This is a genomic window from Sphingobacterium sp. ML3W (assembly GCF_000747525.1).
Lineage (GTDB): Bacteria > Bacteroidota > Bacteroidia > Sphingobacteriales > Sphingobacteriaceae > Sphingobacterium.
Map to the genome: position 1 here is coordinate 4,740,609 of NZ_CP009278.1, position 19,018 is coordinate 4,759,626.

Consider the following 19,018-nt stretch of genomic DNA (forward strand, 5'->3'; position numbering starts at 1 on the left):
GTATATGAAACAAATTATACCGATTTATTCTTAATTATAAAGATTTCTTTTATACAAAAATGTGTGGTTTAAATTTCTGTATCAGTCTAATTATTACGATATCAACTCTCCTTTAACCATCACGTTTTGAAGTTCAAAATCTGAAGAGAATATCAACAAATTGGCGATACTACCGCAGTTCAAGTTACCAATATCTGATCTTTTAAGTAGTCGCGCTGGATAGGTTGTAGCCATACGAATCGCTTCCTCCAAGGGAATATCAACCCGAAGTACAGCATTCTTAACAGACTCAAACAAGGAAACTGCGGCTCCTGAAATCGTACCATCAGGAAGTGAATAATAACCATCGTTGAGTACATGTTGATAAATCCCCTCCGAACATGCAGCAACAGCGTCCGTAATCAAAAACAAACGCTCACCCATCTGTTTTTTCGCAATTTTCACTGCTTCAAAATTGACATGGTGCCCGTCCACTATGATACTCGAACAGGCTGTCGGATGATTGAAGATAGCCCCTACCATACCTATTTCTCGATGATGCAACGGAGACATGGCATTGAACAAGTGCGTACTTGTTGGTATACCTAAATCAAAACCTTTTATCCCTTCTATAGATGTAGCATTGCTATGTCCAGCACTCAATAATAGTTCATAAGATTGTAGGTATTCTAGCACATCATCATCCATACACTCCGGAGCAATGGTCATCATTTTCACTACCATATTGTGCTCACCAAACAATTCTTTAATGTTTTCTTTCGTAGCTTTCACAATCAATTCTGCAGGATGCGCACCACGCTTCTTCACATTCAGAAAAGGACCTTCAAGATGTAAACCCAACAGCGCATCATGGTGAAAATGACTCGCAACCCGAATAGCTTCTTTAAAAACTGAAAAAGTATTCGTTGCCAAAGTCATCATATATGAAGTGGTACCTTTGCTCACCAATCGGTCCGAAATTCGCTGTAATGATTCAGAGGTCAATTGAGCAGAAAAAAGATCGTCTCCATCACCATATAACTGTAGGTCAATTAAACCCGCACAGATATTGGCTCCATGCACATCTATCTGTTGGCAATCATCAGGAATTTCTGCAGGATCGACCATCGCTATAACTTTACCATCTTCCACAATAAGTGCTCTATTTTCAAACAGGTCATAATCTGAAAAAATCCTTCCGCCCACTAAAGCAAGTTTATTCATTGTCTTTTATTTTTGATTCTTTAAAGATAATCATTGCGATTATCAAAATACAAGCGTAACTTAGTTCCATGTACTTTTTTAGAAAAAAAGACCCCAATCGCCCCACGAACGGCAATCTAAAAGCTATGCACATTATCAATGCCATAGCAATCATCGTATTCATTCTAGCGCTGATTTATAAAATTTTCATAGCATCCTAAATACCAACATATGTCTCAAAAAATTATTTTAAATACGGAAAAAGCTCCGGCCGCAATTGGACCTTACAATCAAGCGATAAAAGCCGATAAAACTTTATATGTATCCGGACAAATCCCATTAGTTCCTGAAACGATGGAATTGATCACAACTGGCGTTGCAGATGAAGCACACCAAGTATTGAAGAACGTTGATGCCATCCTGAAAAATGCCGGTTATACCTTTGAAGACGTTGTAAAAGCATCGATTTTCTTAAGCAGCATGGATGATTTTTCAACAGTCAATGAAGTATATGCGCAGTATTTCACTTCTGCACAACCTGCACGTGAGTGCGTTGCTGTCAAGACACTTCCCAAAAATGTAAATGTCGAAATCTCCGTGATTGCCTGGAAAGATTAATGGAAAACATAAAACAAGATACTGAAAGCCGCGGAAAGTATTTCTTAGCGGCTTTTTTAGCACCACTTATTTGGGGGTTTATGGCTGTTCCTATACGCCTATTAAAAAATTGGTCGGCAGAGGATATACTCCATTATCGTATCCTATTAGCGGTTTTACTCCTATGGCTGTTCAACCTGATTTTTAGAAAAGCAGAACTCAAAGTTGATTACCATCATTTTCAACAATTACCCAAAAATAAAAGAATTAGGATCAGCTATCTCACGCTTTTTTCAGCCATATTTTTATTTGCAAACTGGTATACCTATATCTATTGTATCAATAGTATTAGTGTCCAAGCTGGTGCATTTGCTTATATCCTATGTCCATTGATTACTACAGCTACTGGGTATTTTATTCTAAAAGAAAACTTAAGTACCACACAAAAACTATCTTTACTTATTGCCGGTGTAGGGGTGGTCATGCTAGCAACAGGATCCCTCACAGAAGTATTATGGTCGATAACTATTGGTGCATTATATGCCTTTTACCTCGTTTTACAGCGTGTCATACAGGGCTTTGATAAACTCAACATGTTGGCCATACAACTCGCTATATGTACGCTTTTTATCATACCACAAATGTTAATAGACCAAAGTCCAATACCTCAAGACAGCACGTTTTGGAAGGTTACTTTAGCTATGGCATTATTATTTACCATCCTCCCATTATTCTCCAGTATGTACGCTCTAAAGAAAATATCTTCTTCCACGCTCGGTATCATGCTGTATATTAACCCCATCATTGCTTTCACACTTGCAGTCACATATTTTGAGGAACAATTAGACTCCTATAAATATTGGGCATACGGTTTTATCTTAATAGCTATATTGGTTTTTAACTATGACAAAGTATTTGCTCGCCTAAAAAGATAAATACATTGTAGCAAAAGAAATTGAATTCACGTTATAGGAATATAATGAAATCATTCATTATATAAACCAACCACTTATGACAAAAACTCTAGCACAGCTTAGCTATTTCACGCTCTTTATTTTCCTTTTTAGCGCATGCAAAAAAGATGATACCACTTCACAGCAATGGGAAGATTTGGCGAATAAGAAAAGGGAGGCCATTGCGCAGCTCATAGCTACGGAGCCCTGTACAGACATCACTAAATGGAACATTGAAAAAGTAGCAAACTATTGGTGTGGACATTCCTATTTTCCTATGCATAAAAACATCAAGGCAAAGTTTGACAAACTTTGGAATGAATATATCGATATGCAATCCAAAGCAGAGAAAGCAGGTGTTAAAGAAGGTATTATCTACGAACTATGTGAAGAGAACATTTTGCACCAGACCGAACCCACACAGTTAATCTGTGAAAACGGAAAAGCAAAACTCTTATATATCGCAGATCTAAGCCTCGAGGAAAGCAAAGCACAAATAATACCAGTAAAAATCAAGATTGATACTTATTTGGCCAACCTAACCTGTAATGGTATAGACAACTGGACAACGACCATATTGTTAAAAGATTGTGGGTATGATTACCTACCCTACCTAAGAACGGCTGACGTAACCGAAATCAAGAAGGACGTCGCACGTTACAATTCATTAAAAATAAATATAATGAAACATGAAAAACCAGATTGTTCAACAGGAAGATATATTTTTCCAACTGGCATAACGTGCGTCAACAATAAACCTGTAGTTGAACTCTCCGAATAATGAAGGTACATCAAAATTTTAAATCAACCAGCCATTCCTAACTAATGGCTGATTGATTGAATGAGCCCTAAAAGGCTACGACAATATATATCTGCAGCATATATAACTTGACGACCAGTAAAATATTTATTCAACTATATTACTTCTAGGATTCAAAGCCGAGAAATGATACAAAAAGAATTATTCAAAAAAAATGACAAATCACAACAAGTTGATTTTAAGAGCAATAACTACATAGGCAAATCTTACTGTATCAAATTTGTTATAAACATTTTCAAAATTTACAAAACAATAGTATTTTAGATTTCATTTTACGAGATAAAGAGTCTCGTTCACTCTTATATTGATTTTTATTACGTTTACGAGATACGCGCCCTTCCACTTCTCAATATAAGACATCTACTAACCAATGAGCTAAATTGAATTAGCCATTGCTCATAAAATCTATTCTTATGAAATGTGTAAAAGACATAATTTGATCATAACACATATTATACTGAATGAATCATAAATTACAAACAACTCTAAAGGTATTGAGTATCGTTCCGACAATGCTCTTTTCAGTATCTTTACTCCATGCCCAAAACAATCAAGTGAAGGGTACTATTGTAGATAATCAATCAAAATCCCCAATAGCAGGAGCTACTATTAAAGTCTTGGGAACATCAACTGCGCGTTCATCGGATGCCAGTGGTATTTTTCAAATTAACGTTGACGATAAAAATCGTATTTTGAGTATCAGTGTTGTTGGATATGAAACCAAAACCATTACACTAGCTCCCAACGAGACAACCGTAACCGTGAGTCTTGTACAACAGACCCAACAACTGGAAAGTGTGGTCGTTACTGCATTAGGGATCAGTCGTACTCAAAAATCCTTGACTTACTCTACTCAACAAGTTAGCGGTGATGAACTGAATCGCGTCAAAAGCACCAACTTAGCCAATAATCTGAATGGTAAAGTTGCAGGAGTAAACATTGCTTCCAGTTCATCTGGGCCAGGTGGATCTGCAAAAGTGGTATTACGTGGTAATAAATCAGCATCGGGAAATAATCAAGTATTATATGTCGTAGATGGTGTACCAATAAACAACCAAACATTAGGCACACAGCCAGACGATGTTTTTGGAGGGCAGCGTGACCCAGGAGATCCAATTGCCATGATCAATCCAGAAGATATTGAAAATATATCTGTCCTAAAAGGAGCTTCAGCTGCTGCACTATATGGTAGTCAAGCGGCTAATGGCGTTATTTTAATTACAACAAAATCAGGCAAAGACGGCCGTACAACAGTTAATTTTTCTTCAAGTGCACAGATAGAACAAGCGACTTCTTTACCTGAATTCCAACATCAATATGGTCAAGGTTCTAAAGGTAAAAATAGTAATACCAGTGTATTTAGTTGGGGCGATAAAACGAACGAAAGTAATTACAATAATGTTGATCATTTTTTCCGAACAGGCAGTAATTTCACTAATTCGTTAACCTTATCTGGCGGAAATGAGAAAAACCAAACCTACTTTTCTTATGCAAACACCCTTGCAAAAGGAATTACGCCGAATAATGATATGACACGGCACAACTTCAACCTGAAAGAAAGCGCCAAATTCTTTGATGATAAACTTACTGTAGAGGGAAGCGCTAATTATATTACTCAAAAATTGGATAATGCTCCTACTGCAGGTTTTTATTACAACCCCTTGGTGGGCCTCTATTTATTACCCAGAAGTATCGATATCCAAAAATATAGAAATTACGAAACATTCAATCCCAATCGTAATCTCAATGAGCAAAACTGGTATACGCTCACTGATGATGAGACCACACAACAAAACCCTTGGTGGATCACCAATCGCAATTCAACAAAATCGACAAGAAACCGACTTCTCTTAAATGGTAGCGCAAAATATAAAATCGCACCATGGATAAGCATCCAAGCAAGAGGAAGCGTAGATCGTACAAGTGAAGTATGGGATAGAAAAGCATATGCAGGTACCCAACATATCTTAGCTCGAGAAAATGGTGCTTACAGCTACACCAATACAACCATTACACAGCAATATGGTGATTTAGTAGCCAACATGAATTTTAATATTGGCGACAAATTACAGATAACAGGATTGGTCGGAACCAGTATCACAGACTGGAAAACTGAAGGAACGGATTTCAACAGCGGTAAAGAAGGATTAAAAATACCTAACCAATTTTTTATCCAAAATACCACGACACCGGTAACCAAAACATTATCTGCAAACAGAAGACAATTACAATCGGTGTTTGCATCGGCCAATTTAGCCTATGACAATTGGATCTATTTAGATCTGACAGCCCGTAATGACTGGGCTAGCACCTTGGCTTTCACGAACTCCTACTCATTTACATACCCTTCAGCAGGATTAGGTATTGTGCTAAATGAGAAACTGAATATGCCTGAGTTTATCAATATGGCAAAAATAAGAGGTTCATACGCAAGCGTTGGAAATGACTTACCTCCATACACAACCTTGCTCACAAATAAATTAGATCCTTATGCAGTATTGACGGTCAATGACATTGCATTTTTAAAGACACTAAAACCAGAGAAAACTACATCTCTGGAGATTGGTACAGAATGGCGGATGTGGAATAATCGATTGAACGTCGATTTGACTTATTATAAAACCAATACAACCAATCAATTCTTTAAAATCGCAGCAAGTCACGCATCGCTCAACGAGCAATATGCCATCAATGCCGGAGATATTCAAAATCAAGGGGTAGAAGCCTTAGTTTCATTAGATGCGATCAAGAATGATAATTTTACTTGGACTACAAGCCTAAACTTTACTTACAATAAAAATAAGATTGTAAAACTAGATGACAACATCAAAGAATTTACATTAACAGGTGAAAGTCGTAATAATTTCGCATCCAAATTGGAAGTCGGAGGTTCATTTGGAGATATCTATGGTCAAGATTTCGTACGCAATGATCAGGGCCAAATCCTCATTTCTGAAGATGGTATCCCACAAAAAAACAATGCATTTACCAAACTTGGAAACTCCAATCCACTTTGGCAAATGGGGTGGAACAATAGTTTTAATTACAAAAACTTCAACCTAAGCTTCTTGATCGATGGTAAATTTGATTATGAAGTGATGTCTGTTACTCAGGCCTTGTTAGATGGATATGGTGTATCGCAAGCGAGTGGTGATGCCCGTACAAATGGAGGAGTTCCAATTAATGGAATCACACCAGGAGGAGCTGCAGTAACTACGGTAGATGCTGAACAATGGTATACTTCAACTGCCGGCATGGGACCTGTAAGCAGCCAATATATCTATGATGGAACGGTTGTAAGATTACGTGAATTAACATTAGGTTACGACTTCAATATCAAAGATAGCTTCTTTAAAAAACTTCGCGTTAATGCAGTCGGAAGAAACTTATTCTACATCACGAAAAAAGCTCCTTTTGATCCAGAAGTAACCATGTCAACCGGAAATTCATTAAGCGGTGTAGATATCTTCATGATGCCTGCAACTAGAAACTATGGTCTAACATTAAATGCAACTTTCTAAAAGAAAAACAATGAAACTCAACATAAAAAATATATCCAAGTTCTCACTTGCGCTTGTACTTATCGGAGGAACACTGAGTAGCTGTACAAAGGATTTTGAGGATTACAATAAAGATAACACAGGGTTAACCGATGAAGATTTAAAAGCTGATGGCCAAGATCTTGTCCTTTATTTCAGAAACGCCCAAATGGCTATCTATAATTTTTCTGGAGCAGGGGATCCAAATTCTTATCAAACACAGCAAAACCTCAATGCTGATGTATATGGTGGGTATTTTATGTCGCCCACACCATTCAACAGTGGTCAAAACAACCTAAACTACGCCATGGTAAACGGCTGGAATGGCGAGGCTTTCAAAGTACTCTATCTTGATGTCATCAAGTCCATAGACAAATTGCAAAAAAATGATCTTGCAGAAACTTACCCTGCATTATGGGGTTCCGCAATCGTCATTAAAGTTGCCGCAGCAAGTCGTGTTACAGATATTTATGGTCCCATCCCTTACAGTCAAGTAGGGACATCCAATACCATTCCTTACGACAAGCAATCTGATTTGTATAACAGCTTCTTCGAGGAACTTGATAAAGCCGCGGAGTACCTAAACTCATACAAAGCAGATAGTCCCATGGCTGAAAAAATCGATCAAATTGATTTGGTTTTTCCGAATACAGACAATCAAGTCCGATTCAAAAATTGGCTCAAAATAGCCAATTCGCTAAGATTAAGACTGGCCATCCGTTTGGTAAAAATTGATCCTCAACTCGCAAAAACTCAAGCAGAGAAAGCTTTAGACCCTGCTAATGGAGGTATCATCGAAACCAATAGTGAGAATTTCAAAATCACAGTACCAACTGACGGGACCTATAGCAATCCCCTTTGGTTTATCTCCAAAAACTGGGCAGATACACGTATTAATGCTTCATTAGCATCTTATCTTGTAGGTTACGATGACCCTCGAACTTCGAAATACATGTCTCCCGTCGCAAAAGACCCCATTACAACTACTTTTGCAGGTAAATATATTGGCATACGTACCGGAGCTGAAGGAATTGAAAAAGATAATTATCAAAAACTCTCAGCATTAAACACGGAGGGAACTACGCCTACATTTATCGCCAGTACAGCTCCTATTTTAATGACTGCTGCAGAAGTCTATTTCTTACGTAGTGAGGCCGCTTTGAGAGGTTGGGCACACACAGGAGGAACCGCACAATCGCTTTATGAAAAAGGTGTCGAAACCTCCTTTTCGCAGTGGGGCGTCACAGCTGGTTTAAGCACTTATTTAAATGACAACACGAGAAAAGCTTCTGCTTATGTAGATCCATTCAACGCAAAAAACAATGCCGAATCACCAAGTAGCTTAACTATTAAATGGAATGACGGAGCTACTAATGAAGAGAAATTGGAGCGTATCATTACCCAAAAATGGTTAGCAATATTCCCTGAGGGCCAAGAAGCTTGGAGTGAATTCCGTAGAACAGGATATCCTCGTTTATTCCCAGTAGTAGTCAATAATAGTGGTGGACTTATCGACAGTAAGATTCAAATTCGTCGTTTACCATTTCCGCAAAACGAGTACAATACCAATGCAGTAGAAGTACAAAATGCCATTTCCTTATTAGATGGTCCTGATAATGGAGGCACACGTTTATGGTGGGATGTGAATAAAGGCAATTTCTAGTAAAAATTACACCTCATACAAAAGGCGGTCTTTATTTTAATAGAGATCGCCTTTTTTAATAATCGAACAAGTAAGAATATTTTTTTCTCCACTTAAAGTATCCTCTTTTTAGCTTCAAAACCAGCAAATCGATTAAAGAGAAACCGTATATTGCTAAAATTTTAAGTAAATTCCTTAAATTAGCAAAGTAGAAGAATGGCTGATTTATCATTAATAACCCCAATAGAATATCTGAAAGGCGTAGGACCTCAGAAAGCTGATGTAATTAAAAAAGAATTGCAGATTTTCACCATTGGTGATCTGCTCAGCTACTACCCCTTTCGCTATATTGACCGTACGGTCTTCCATAAAATAAGACAGCTTGATGCAGATATGTACTCAGCTCAAGTTTTGGGGAGACTCATTGGGCTCAAAGAAGTTGGCGAAAAAAGAGCTAAACGTCTGGTCGGACAGTTTAAAGATGAGACTGGAAGCATTGAATTGGTGTGGTTCCAATCCATCACTTGGCTACAAAAATCCCTAAAAGTAGGTGCTGTCTATGTTATGTACGGTAAACCATCTGTATTTAACGGACAGATATCCATCACCCACCCTGAAATGGAACCTTATCAAACCCAAGCTAAAAACTTAGGGAACATGACGCTACAACCTGTCTATTCCTCCACAGAAAAGCTTAAAAAGTTCAACTTAGACAGTAAAGGAATCCAAAAACTACAACAAACGGCTCTAGAAACCGTATTCCGTCAGCTCCCTGAGCAGATGCCAACATATTTACTGGAAAAACATCAACTCATGGCTCAAGCAAGAGCCACAGTAGCCATTCATTTTCCTCAAAGCCAAGAAGAACTTACGCACGCGATAAAACGTATCAAATTTGATGAGTTATTTTATATACAACTCAAATTACTAAAGAACAAACAGCTTAACACCAAGAAATTTAAAGGTCAGATTTTCTCCAAAGTAGGTGACAAATTCAATACGTTTTTCAAAGAACGAATCCCTTTTCCATTGACCAATGCACAAAAACGCGTTGTCAAAGAAATTAGACAAGATACCGTCACTGGCGCACAGATGAATCGTTTGGTACAAGGAGATGTAGGTTCAGGAAAAACAGTCGTCGCACTCTTAACGATGCTCTTGGCCATAGACAATGGTTTTCAAGCCTGTATGATGGCTCCTACCGAGATATTAGCAACCCAACACTATACAGGACTTAAAGAATTGCTTGGTGAAGACATTTGCAATATCAAGTTACTGACGGGTTCAACTTCCATAAAACAACGTCGCATCATTCACGAAGAATTGGAAAATGGTACGTTAGATATCCTAATAGGAACACATGCGCTGATTGAGGACAAGGTAAAGTTCCAGAATTTGGGTTTTGTTGTTATTGATGAGCAACACCGTTTTGGGGTAGAACAACGCGCTAAGCTATGGCGTAAAAATAGTATTCCACCCCATATGCTCGTGATGACTGCTACACCTATTCCTCGTACCTTGGCCATGACCATGTACGGTGATTTGGACATCTCCGTTATTGACGAGCTTCCTGCAGGAAGAAAACCCATCAAGACAGTCCATTTCTTCGAAAGCTCTCGACTACGTATGTTTGGTCTTATCCGCGAAGAAGTTGCTAAAGGAAGGCAGGTCTATGTTGTTTTCCCGCTGATCAAAGAAAGTGAAAAGCTTGATTTACTTTATCTGGAAGCAGGCTTGGAAAATATTCAACGCGAATTTCCACTCCCAGACTATAAAATAAGTATCGTACACGGCAAGATGCCTGTTAAAGACAAGGATTTTGAGATGCAACGTTTTGTAAAGCATGAAACACAGATTATGGTAGCGACCACCGTTATCGAAGTCGGCGTCAATGTACCTAATGCATCCGTCATGATTATTGAAAACTCCGAACGCTTTGGTCTATCGCAATTGCACCAATTAAGAGGACGAGTAGGACGTGGCGCAGAGCAATCTTTCTGCATCTTGATGTCGGGTAATAAATTAAGTAAGGAAGGTAGATCAAGGCTAGATACCATGGTACGTACCAATGATGGATTCGAAATCGCAGAGGTAGATCTAGAATTACGTGGTCCAGGCGATATCTCGGGCACACAACAATCCGGTGTATTGGAATTGAAGTTGGCCAACCTCGCTACTGACCAACAATTACTTTCTGAAGCGCGGAATGCTGTTATTGACATCTTCAAAGAAGATCCCGAAATGTTAGAAGAACGACATGCTTTGCTTAGACAATATCTGGCTCAAAAAACCGACGGTATCGCTTGGGATAAAATTTCATAATCAACAAAAATAAACCCTATCCCTTTAACCAAGAGTGCAATAGACACCTAGAATAAAATAACAGGATAAGCAATGCGAATAAAACAATTAAACTAAAAACGATTATCTTTGTATTATTGTTATTGAGTCATCGTGATATGCAATCCGCATCATTTCACCTTCCTTTTGCAAAACAGTAACCTGCATTGCAGAATCTTAATAGACAATATCAAACTAGAATAGAAAACAATGGCAAAAATCAAAATATACGATACAGAAGTAAAACCCGAAACAGCGATTCTTGTAAGCGTTATTCCACAGGGAGTTACCGAAACAAAAGCACAAGAATATTTGGAAGAATTAGAATTTCTGGTGCAAACTGCTGGGGGGATTACAAAAGGAATCTTCACACAAAAATTAACCTATCCAGACCGAGCAACATTTGTTGGAAGTGGAAAACTGGAAGAAATTAAAGCTTTTATCATCGCCGAAGAAATTGATATGGTGGTGTTTGATGATGAATTGACACCTTCTCAACTTCGTAATGTTGAGAAAGAACTAAAAGTTAAGATATTAGACCGTTCCAACCTCATCTTGGATATTTTTGCCAGTCATGCGAAAAGTGCACAAGCAAAAACACAAGTAGAATTGGCGCAGTTACAATACCTTTTGCCCCGATTGACCCGCATGTGGACTCACTTAGAACGTCAACGAGGTGGTATTGGTATGCGCGGCCCCGGTGAGAGCCAGATTGAAACGGATAGAAGGATTATTCTAAACAAAATCACGGTATTCAAAGACCGTTTAGAATCTATCGACAAACAAAATGAAACACAACGTAAAAACCGAGGCGATATGATTCGTGTTGCTTTGGTCGGCTATACCAACGTAGGTAAATCAACCATCATGAACATGGTTTCAAAATCCGACGTGTTGATTGAAAACAAATTATTTGCCACTTTAGATACGACCGTACGTAAGGTTGTCATTGACAATCTTCCATTCTTACTGTCCGATACCGTTGGGTTTATCCGCAAATTACCACACCATCTAGTGGAGTGTTTCAAATCTACTTTAGATGAGGTGCGCGAGGCAGATGTATTGATTCATGTTGTGGATATTTCACACCCTAACTTTGAAGATCATATTCACGCTGTTAATGAAACCTTGAAAGAAATTGGCGCACAGGACAAACCCGTGATTACGGTGTTCAATAAAATCGATGCTTTTATACCGACTAAAGAAGAAGGTGAAGAAGGAGAGAAAATAGTAACTTTGGCGGACTTTGAAAATAGCTGGATGGCAAAAAATGCAGATCCTGCCATCTTTATTTCAGCAACCAACAAAACAAACTTGGAGGAATTCAAGCAAAAGCTGTACGAAATCATTGTAGAGATGCACAATGCTCGCTACCCGTACAATAACTTGCTTTATTAATTCGATTGATAACAAATTAAGCTAAGATTGTAGCATACCACCTATACGATGTAACTGCGATCCTAGCCTAATTATTTACAAAAGGCTAAAAGATAAATAGCCATATCACTATGCAAAATAAAAAAGTAACGTTTATCGATTGGGGGTTGGTTGATTACCAAGAAGCCTGGAATAGACAAGAAGAAATTTTCAATAAAACCTTAGCCGTAAAGCATGACAATCGTGTGAATGAGACAACGGTACCAACAGAAAACTTTCTAATTTTCAACGAGCATCCACATGTCTACACATTAGGTAAATCGGGTAAACCAGAACACCTTTTATTGGATGAAAAAGCATTAGCCGAAAAAGAAGCAACCTACTACAAAATCAATCGCGGTGGTGATATCACCTATCATGGCCCTGGACAAATAGTAGGCTACCCAATAATGGATTTAGACAACTTCTTTACCGATATCCACCTGTATCTACGCACATTAGAAGAAGCTATTATCCTCACATTAAACGATTACGGTATCCAAGCAGGACGATACCCTAGTTTCACAGGCGTATGGATAGATGGGGATAATGAAAAAGCACGTAAAATATGCGCTATGGGCGTCAGAGCAAGCCGTTGGGTCACCATGCATGGATTTGCATTCAATGTGAATGCAGACCTCAGCTATTTCGGTCATATTGTACCCTGTGGTATCGACGACAAAGACGTCACCTCCATGGAAAGAGAGCTGGGCTACAAACCCGATATAAATGAAGTAAAAGATAAGTTAAAAGGGCATATTGCTCATTTATTCGCAATGGAATTGATTTAAAATAAGAGAGGACTGACAGTTGTGAGTCCTCTCTTATTTTAAATTTAACTAACTAACTAACTAACTAACTAACTAACTAACTAACTAACTAACTAACTAACTAACAATAAAACATACTTACATATCGAACTGCCTTCCCATTTTCAAAAGTGATAATGAACATACCCGCATCACCATTTGAAATCCTATAGACATGCGGAGCACCTATCCAGTCGGTCGAAATCAGATGTCCAAAGTGCTTCACAAATTCCTTTTCTTCGTAATTCATATCGATCCGCTCCTGCCCCATCCGTAATGCAATATCATTACTGAAAGAAACCTGATACACAGAACCAACTACTTTCCCGTTTACATTTTCTTCAAATGCCACGATATTATTATCAGATTTATAATAATACAAAGGTTCCCAGCCACATTCAGGCATATCAGGTATATCCTCCATTCTTTTCATCTGAAGTTGCTTCGTCTGATTATCTGTTATCTTGCCATCATAAAGAAGCATTCCCTTCCAATCGAAGTGCATACGCATTTCTTCCACCTCTTTCATCAATAGATCAAATGTTGGTCGATTTTGAAACCGATCTGCGAGAAACAATTCAAAATCAATATCCACCTTTGGATCTTGAAATCCCGCATTTTGATAGGTCTCTTGCCAGTATATCAATGCCTGCTTTAATTTTTCATCATTACCCCATGCAATTTCACGTAGCCTACCCACCAATACCATTTCCTGCTTTTGATCTTTATTTCTTACCTTGAGATATTCCTTTAATACCTTATCATACGTCAATTCCGATCCTAAAAATTTTGCTTGAATAAATTCTGGACTTTCATGAAAATGATCACCAACATATACCCAACCATCCGTGTAAAGCGGTATATAATCGATACAAACCATTTCATTCAGTCGCGCTCGCCTTATAGGCGTACTTGAAACACTTGGTGCATTGCGTACACGCAATTCCGACACTTGCACAAAAAAATGAGGACATTGGCTCCCCTGCGTTCCCCGATAGAAATATTGCGCTGGTTCACCAGCCGAACGCTTACCATACATAGCCCTTTGAAGAGGCTGTTTATTGATAAAACCTATATCGCCGTTACTTACTTGTACCTGATACTGTGTTTGAGAAGAATCCAACACATACACAGGGGCTTCAGTAGAAAATATCCCCAACAAATCCATCTGATTATTTTCAATACGGTAAAGATGTCCCCATTTTGAAGTATAGACAGGACGGTCTCCCGCAGGTTGAGCCATACCTACAATAGGCAAACAAGTAAATAGCACAAAAAATAAAATATATCCTGTTCGTAACATAAAGAAACATTTATAAAATAATTGCAACCATTCAATACTTGCAATATTTTTAAAGAAAAAAAATCTATTAAAACACAAAAATAAAACAAAACCACATCAAATGAAATCACTTGAATCAGGGATTTTTTTCATCTCGGAAAAGTAAAATCAGACCTACTGCTCCGTAGCTAAAAACAAACCCATATAAAACAACAAAAGCTAAATCTTCATGAATGGAAGATTCAGCTTTTATTACCATCACGATACGACAGAACTTAAAAACGGTAAATTGAATAGCTATGCTTACATAACAGCCAAGACGATACTTACTCCCGCTCGAGAAAAGAGATTTGCTTTTCGAGAGCAAGTATTATTTTCTCTTGCGTACGAACCGTTTGTTCTAAAGCATTGATCACTTTATTTAGCGCATCCACCATCAAGTCCGATCTCTCATCCGCTGCAGGAGTATGGTATATAACAGGTATTCTCTCCATACCTGCCGAATCCTTATACATATCTCCTACCCCCATTAACAACCAGGTCGGACTCACGTCATCGTATTTATTCAAAATAAGAATCATCGCATCAGAACTCAAAGCAGAATACTTTTGTACCCCCTTAAAATTTGCATAAGAAAGTCCCAAACCTTCAAAGAAAACCGCCTTATTGATTCCCTTACTTTCCGAAATTAATAAGACCCGTTCTTTAACACCAGCCATAAATTCCCTTAATTATTTTACCTAAAATCCCCACCAGAACAGTAAGCATCAGCATAAAATCATAAAATAAAAACCTAATCCCAATAACAATCATAGCAATAGATCAAAGGTAGATCGAAACCAAATCATTTCCTTTAGACATGCAATGCCATCAATATGCTTATAGACATTCTGTTCTTGAATACTCAAATTATTTCTTTTTTAAAGTATCAAGTTCAGATTCATACACCGACAATTGTCTTTCCATGAAGAAAATTATCTTTTCTTGCGATTTAATTGTAACATTTTGTGTCGAAACAACTTGCTGCAAAGCATGGATTACTGCATTACTAACCCCATCCAACTCTGCATTCAGATAAGTTTCACTACCCTCAACAACAATAGGTTTAGGTTTCAACATTTCCCCTTCACCCCGTAACAACCATTCCGCAGAATAGTCTGGATAATTTTCCATTAAACTAATTAACCACTTGGATTGAATATCCGTACCATTAGTCAATGCACGGGTAAAAACACCCTTACTAGCTCCAATAGTGGCTTCGAAAGCCGATACGCTCCTCCCCTCATGGTCAGCAACTAGTTTAATTCTCTTCAAAATAGAACTCATAAATGCAAATTTTATTCAAATTAACTTGTTTTGATTAAAAATAGTTCTTATATTAGTTTTAACGAAGACAATTATTAATAACCAATTTAACCAAAAATTTATGATGAAAAATACACAAAAGAAACTAAAAGCGAAACATTTTCGCTATTTAAGTAAAGATATCATCAAAAATCCGATGATATACCTCCGTGAATATTTCTGGAATCACACCAATATATTCTATTGGCAAAACGACATCAATCTCTTTGTTACGTGCGGAGCTTATCCAACGATGTCTAATGGTGATGATACCGAAAATGGTTTCCATTGCAAAAAAATGATACAACAGATAGAAGTCGCTTATGTCATTTTCAAACAATGTGGTCTACCAAAACACCGTAATCCGTTACAATTATTTGATAAACGAGAAGATTATTACAACTACACGCATGACTTTGAATTCACCAGTCATGGCAAAAGAAATCCGCATGAATTAATCAGCAAATTTTTTTCCTTCCAGACTTTAAGAAAATGGTATGAAACGATGGATGAACTGATGCAGCAACTGACCCTGAAAAAAGCAAACGATCATGATCAGTTTGGAGATAAAATAGTGGCCATTCGTGAGCTCCTTATTCGACTTGCATATGCGCTATACTATATCTACGAAGATCAGGGCCTTATCGTGCCCGTACCTTCTTATGTCAAAACTGAGCCAGCAGAAACAGCTAAAAGTCTGAAAGAATAATCTAAAACAAATAATAAGGCGTCTAAAACAATGCTACACTTCCATCTTCATATCTACTACACGAATAGCTATATCAAGATACCACACACTTAAAAAGTGTAGCAAAAAATAAGATCAATACCCAACTTGACGAAGACCATATAGACGCCCTATCTACAATTCCCCTCAATAAATTACCCGTTAATTACGATTATGAAAAAGAAAAAACTAGTTAAAGACTATTCCCAGTCCAGCTCATCATCCGAGTCTGAAGACATAGGAGGAGTAATATCAGGAAGTTTTTGTTCAACAAAATGACATAATTGCCCATCCCGAATCAATAAAGCATCAAATATTTCGGCAGTCATATACACCTTATTGTTGGACAGAAACTCATCCTCTCCTTGAGCAGAAACTAACCAAACACGAACAGAAGCGAGACATAATAGTAATACATTGGGTTTATCCTTTATGGAAAATCGAATCGAACGTGAGTCCCTATCCTCATCATTAGTAATGATTAACTCCTTACTTGAACAGTGCTCCAACCTATTTTCATTATCTATCGATATTTGGATACAGTGCATTCTAACAATAACTTTGGATGCTCTTTCTGGAAACAAATGAAACTCCCGCGCGTAGGTAGGTGGCATCGTGAGGCAGACTTCCCCTTTGTCAGATTGAAAATCTGCTGTTGGATAATTTCTAAAGAAACTTTGCCAACTGTTCTTCTTTGAAAATCGAAAATTTCTTAACGATTCCACGCTCCCGTAACCCAATTTTAACTGTCCTAATTCATGTACCTGATCATTACGTACTGCTTGGTAAACTTGATTAGCAAAACGTGAAAAAGTATCTGTTTGACGTGGTTCATTTTCCAAAATCTTCAATATGCTGTAAATCCTACTCGCCAATTTTCTGCTGTAGCTAAAATCAATAGACGTTAATTTGCTATTATCACTCAAATTATAATCTTTCCCCTTCTTTCTATATGGATTTTTAGGTCTTTCAAAATTGAACATAGACTGTTATACACTGGTTATCATTAAAATTAGGTTATTTATCAGACAATAACAACCTCTATAACAATTCATTAATTAACAGTAGAAAAGTCCACTGAAGTCCATCAAACTCCTTAAAAGTCCATATAAGTGCCAACAGTGTCCGAGGTCGGTTCGGAAATGATGGGTAACAACTGCGCATCATCTTCGGGTCTGATTCGACTTTGCTTCGACCATTGTTCGGCAACGCTTCGAAACCGAGGCAAACAACAGTCAAATAAACCGCACGCTTAAGCGAAACCAGTATCGAGGTAATCACGAAACATATTCAAACAATTTCCAAACCATACCCGAATAATCCAAAATACAAAGTTGAGGCCTCCATATCCAACATATAGCGAACAGCATGCAAAAAACTATGCACCATCAGAGTGAAGCTTGTGATTAATTAAATAGGATTTAAAGAAGCTATATTAGACCTAATAAACGTGATATAGAGATTAACGTACAACTTCACATTCAGCCTGTACTGATATAGAATGAATATCAAATATTTCTGTTTCTTCAAACCGAGTTGCTACAGAAAGGAAAATATCTTCACAGTGTGGTCTAAATGTGTCATGAACAATCTCAACGGTGTTGTTTTCTCCGGAAAGGTGGGTCAACATGAGGTGTTTTAGACGTGGTGAACGGTGATTGATGAATAAATCAAGGGCAACAGTATTGGAAAGGTGTCCCCAACCGCTACTGATTCTATTTTTCAAAAAATATGAATAGCGTCCATTTTTAAGCATGTCTTCATCAAAATTGGACTCCAATAATAAGACATCCGAATGTTTGATGACATGTTGCACATTTTTACAGGGGCGCCCAATATCGGTCAAAACACCAATATTATACGTTCCATCAGAAATCAAAAAACTACAAGGCTCTTTTGCATCATGATACTTGGGTATTCCATAAATTTTCATTTCTCCGACCGTCGTAACCGTATCTGCATCGATATAATGGACTAAATGAGCAGGTAGATGCAATCTTGTTCCTTCATAACTTCCTTCAGTGATATATACGGGTATATCGTATTTTTTCACAAAAACAGATAACCCTCGAATATGGTCGGTATGTTCATGCGTGATAAAAACTGCTTTAATCTTTGTCGGATCAATCCCTAAATTGAACATACGCAAATGGATATGCTTGTTGTTAATCCCAGCATCTACCAAAATTGCAGTCTCGCCCTTTGCGATATAATAACAATTTCCATTACTGCCCGAAGCAATAGCACAATATTTCATCTGTAATTAATTTGTTCTTTTAAAGGCCATATGGAAAATCAAAACCAAATTATTCATCTTTAATTTCTATTTTCAATGGCCTCCATACTACTTCGTGGTCTTTTGTTTGT

The 19,018-nt window shown here is 37.6% G+C and carries 16 protein-coding genes; 10 read left to right on the forward strand and 6 right to left on the reverse strand.

Annotated features, from left to right (window positions below; translation table 11 throughout):
• Positions 1-93: 93 nt before the first annotated feature.
• Positions 94-1,203: an N-acetylglucosamine-6-phosphate deacetylase gene (nagA, locus tag KO02_RS20250; protein WP_038701243.1), complete on the reverse strand. Its 1,110-nt coding sequence runs from the start codon at positions 1,201-1,203 to the stop codon at positions 94-96.
• A gap of 125 nt (positions 1,204-1,328) precedes the next feature.
• Here nagA and KO02_RS24300 point away from each other — a divergent pair, with 125 nt between their 5' ends.
• The 9 genes from KO02_RS24300 (at position 1,329) to lipB (ending at position 13,280) form a co-directional block, all read left to right on the forward strand.
• The gene (locus KO02_RS24300) at positions 1,329-1,403 is read left to right on the forward strand and encodes a hypothetical protein (RefSeq protein ID WP_316929689.1); all 75 of its coding nucleotides are present in this window, start codon (positions 1,329-1,331) and stop codon (positions 1,401-1,403) included.
• A gap of 10 nt (positions 1,404-1,413) precedes the next feature.
• On the forward strand, positions 1,414-1,800 hold the full coding sequence (locus tag KO02_RS20255) for a RidA family protein (protein ID WP_038701245.1): 387 nt from the start codon (positions 1,414-1,416) through the stop codon (positions 1,798-1,800).
• A complete protein-coding gene (locus KO02_RS20260; RefSeq protein WP_038701247.1) occupies positions 1,800-2,714 on the forward strand; it encodes an EamA family transporter in 915 nt (304 codons plus the stop codon). The genes KO02_RS20255 and KO02_RS20260 overlap by 1 nt, the downstream gene beginning before the upstream one ends.
• Before the next feature lie 76 nt (positions 2,715-2,790).
• Positions 2,791-3,513 carry a hypothetical protein gene (locus KO02_RS20265; RefSeq protein WP_038701249.1) on the forward strand — a complete coding sequence of 241 codons (723 nt, stop codon included), beginning with the start codon at positions 2,791-2,793 and terminating at the stop codon, positions 3,511-3,513.
• A 500-nt stretch (positions 3,514-4,013) separates the two neighbouring features.
• Positions 4,014-7,073 (forward strand): SusC/RagA family TonB-linked outer membrane protein, encoded by a 3,060-nt coding sequence (locus KO02_RS20270; RefSeq protein ID WP_081918441.1) that lies wholly within the window; start codon positions 4,014-4,016, stop codon positions 7,071-7,073.
• Between the two features lie 10 nt (positions 7,074-7,083).
• The gene (locus KO02_RS20275) at positions 7,084-8,754 is read left to right on the forward strand and encodes a SusD/RagB family nutrient-binding outer membrane lipoprotein (protein ID WP_038701251.1); all 1,671 of its coding nucleotides are present in this window, start codon (positions 7,084-7,086) and stop codon (positions 8,752-8,754) included.
• A gap of 195 nt (positions 8,755-8,949) precedes the next feature.
• The gene (recG, locus tag KO02_RS20280; protein ID WP_038701253.1) at positions 8,950-11,055 is read left to right on the forward strand and encodes an ATP-dependent DNA helicase RecG; all 2,106 of its coding nucleotides are present in this window, start codon (positions 8,950-8,952) and stop codon (positions 11,053-11,055) included.
• A 228-nt stretch (positions 11,056-11,283) separates the two neighbouring features.
• Positions 11,284-12,471, forward strand: a complete 1,188-nt coding sequence (gene hflX / locus KO02_RS20285) for a GTPase HflX (RefSeq protein WP_038701255.1) — start codon at positions 11,284-11,286, stop codon at positions 12,469-12,471.
• 110 nt (positions 12,472-12,581) lie between these two features.
• Positions 12,582-13,280, forward strand: coding sequence for a lipoyl(octanoyl) transferase LipB (gene lipB, locus KO02_RS20290; protein WP_038701257.1), 699 nt, complete (start codon positions 12,582-12,584; stop codon positions 13,278-13,280).
• A 100-nt stretch (positions 13,281-13,380) separates the two neighbouring features.
• Here lipB and KO02_RS20295 read toward each other — a convergent pair whose 3' ends face one another.
• From KO02_RS20295 to KO02_RS22995, 3 genes are all read right to left on the reverse strand, one after another.
• Complete coding sequence (locus tag KO02_RS20295; protein WP_038701259.1) at positions 13,381-14,601, reverse strand: hypothetical protein; 1,221 nt, start codon at positions 14,599-14,601, stop codon at positions 13,381-13,383.
• A gap of 305 nt (positions 14,602-14,906) precedes the next feature.
• Positions 14,907-15,299: a hypothetical protein gene (locus tag KO02_RS20300; RefSeq protein WP_038701261.1), complete on the reverse strand. Its 393-nt coding sequence runs from the start codon at positions 15,297-15,299 to the stop codon at positions 14,907-14,909.
• Positions 15,300-15,489: 190 nt separating this feature from the next.
• Positions 15,490-15,906 carry a hypothetical protein gene (locus KO02_RS22995; protein WP_051960103.1) on the reverse strand — a complete coding sequence of 139 codons (417 nt, stop codon included), beginning with the start codon at positions 15,904-15,906 and terminating at the stop codon, positions 15,490-15,492.
• A 100-nt stretch (positions 15,907-16,006) separates the two neighbouring features.
• Between KO02_RS22995 and KO02_RS20310 the strand changes: the two genes are divergently transcribed.
• Positions 16,007-16,633: a hypothetical protein gene (locus KO02_RS20310; protein ID WP_038701263.1), complete on the forward strand. Its 627-nt coding sequence runs from the start codon at positions 16,007-16,009 to the stop codon at positions 16,631-16,633.
• A 218-nt stretch (positions 16,634-16,851) separates the two neighbouring features.
• Here the strand turns inward: KO02_RS20310 and KO02_RS20315 are convergent, their stop codons facing one another.
• Both KO02_RS20315 and KO02_RS20320 read right to left on the reverse strand, forming a co-directional pair.
• A complete protein-coding gene (locus tag KO02_RS20315; RefSeq protein WP_038701265.1) occupies positions 16,852-17,634 on the reverse strand; it encodes a hypothetical protein in 783 nt (260 codons plus the stop codon).
• A gap of 479 nt (positions 17,635-18,113) precedes the next feature.
• The gene (locus tag KO02_RS20320; protein WP_038701267.1) at positions 18,114-18,908 is read right to left on the reverse strand and encodes an MBL fold metallo-hydrolase; all 795 of its coding nucleotides are present in this window, start codon (positions 18,906-18,908) and stop codon (positions 18,114-18,116) included.
• Positions 18,909-19,018 lie beyond the last annotated feature (110 nt).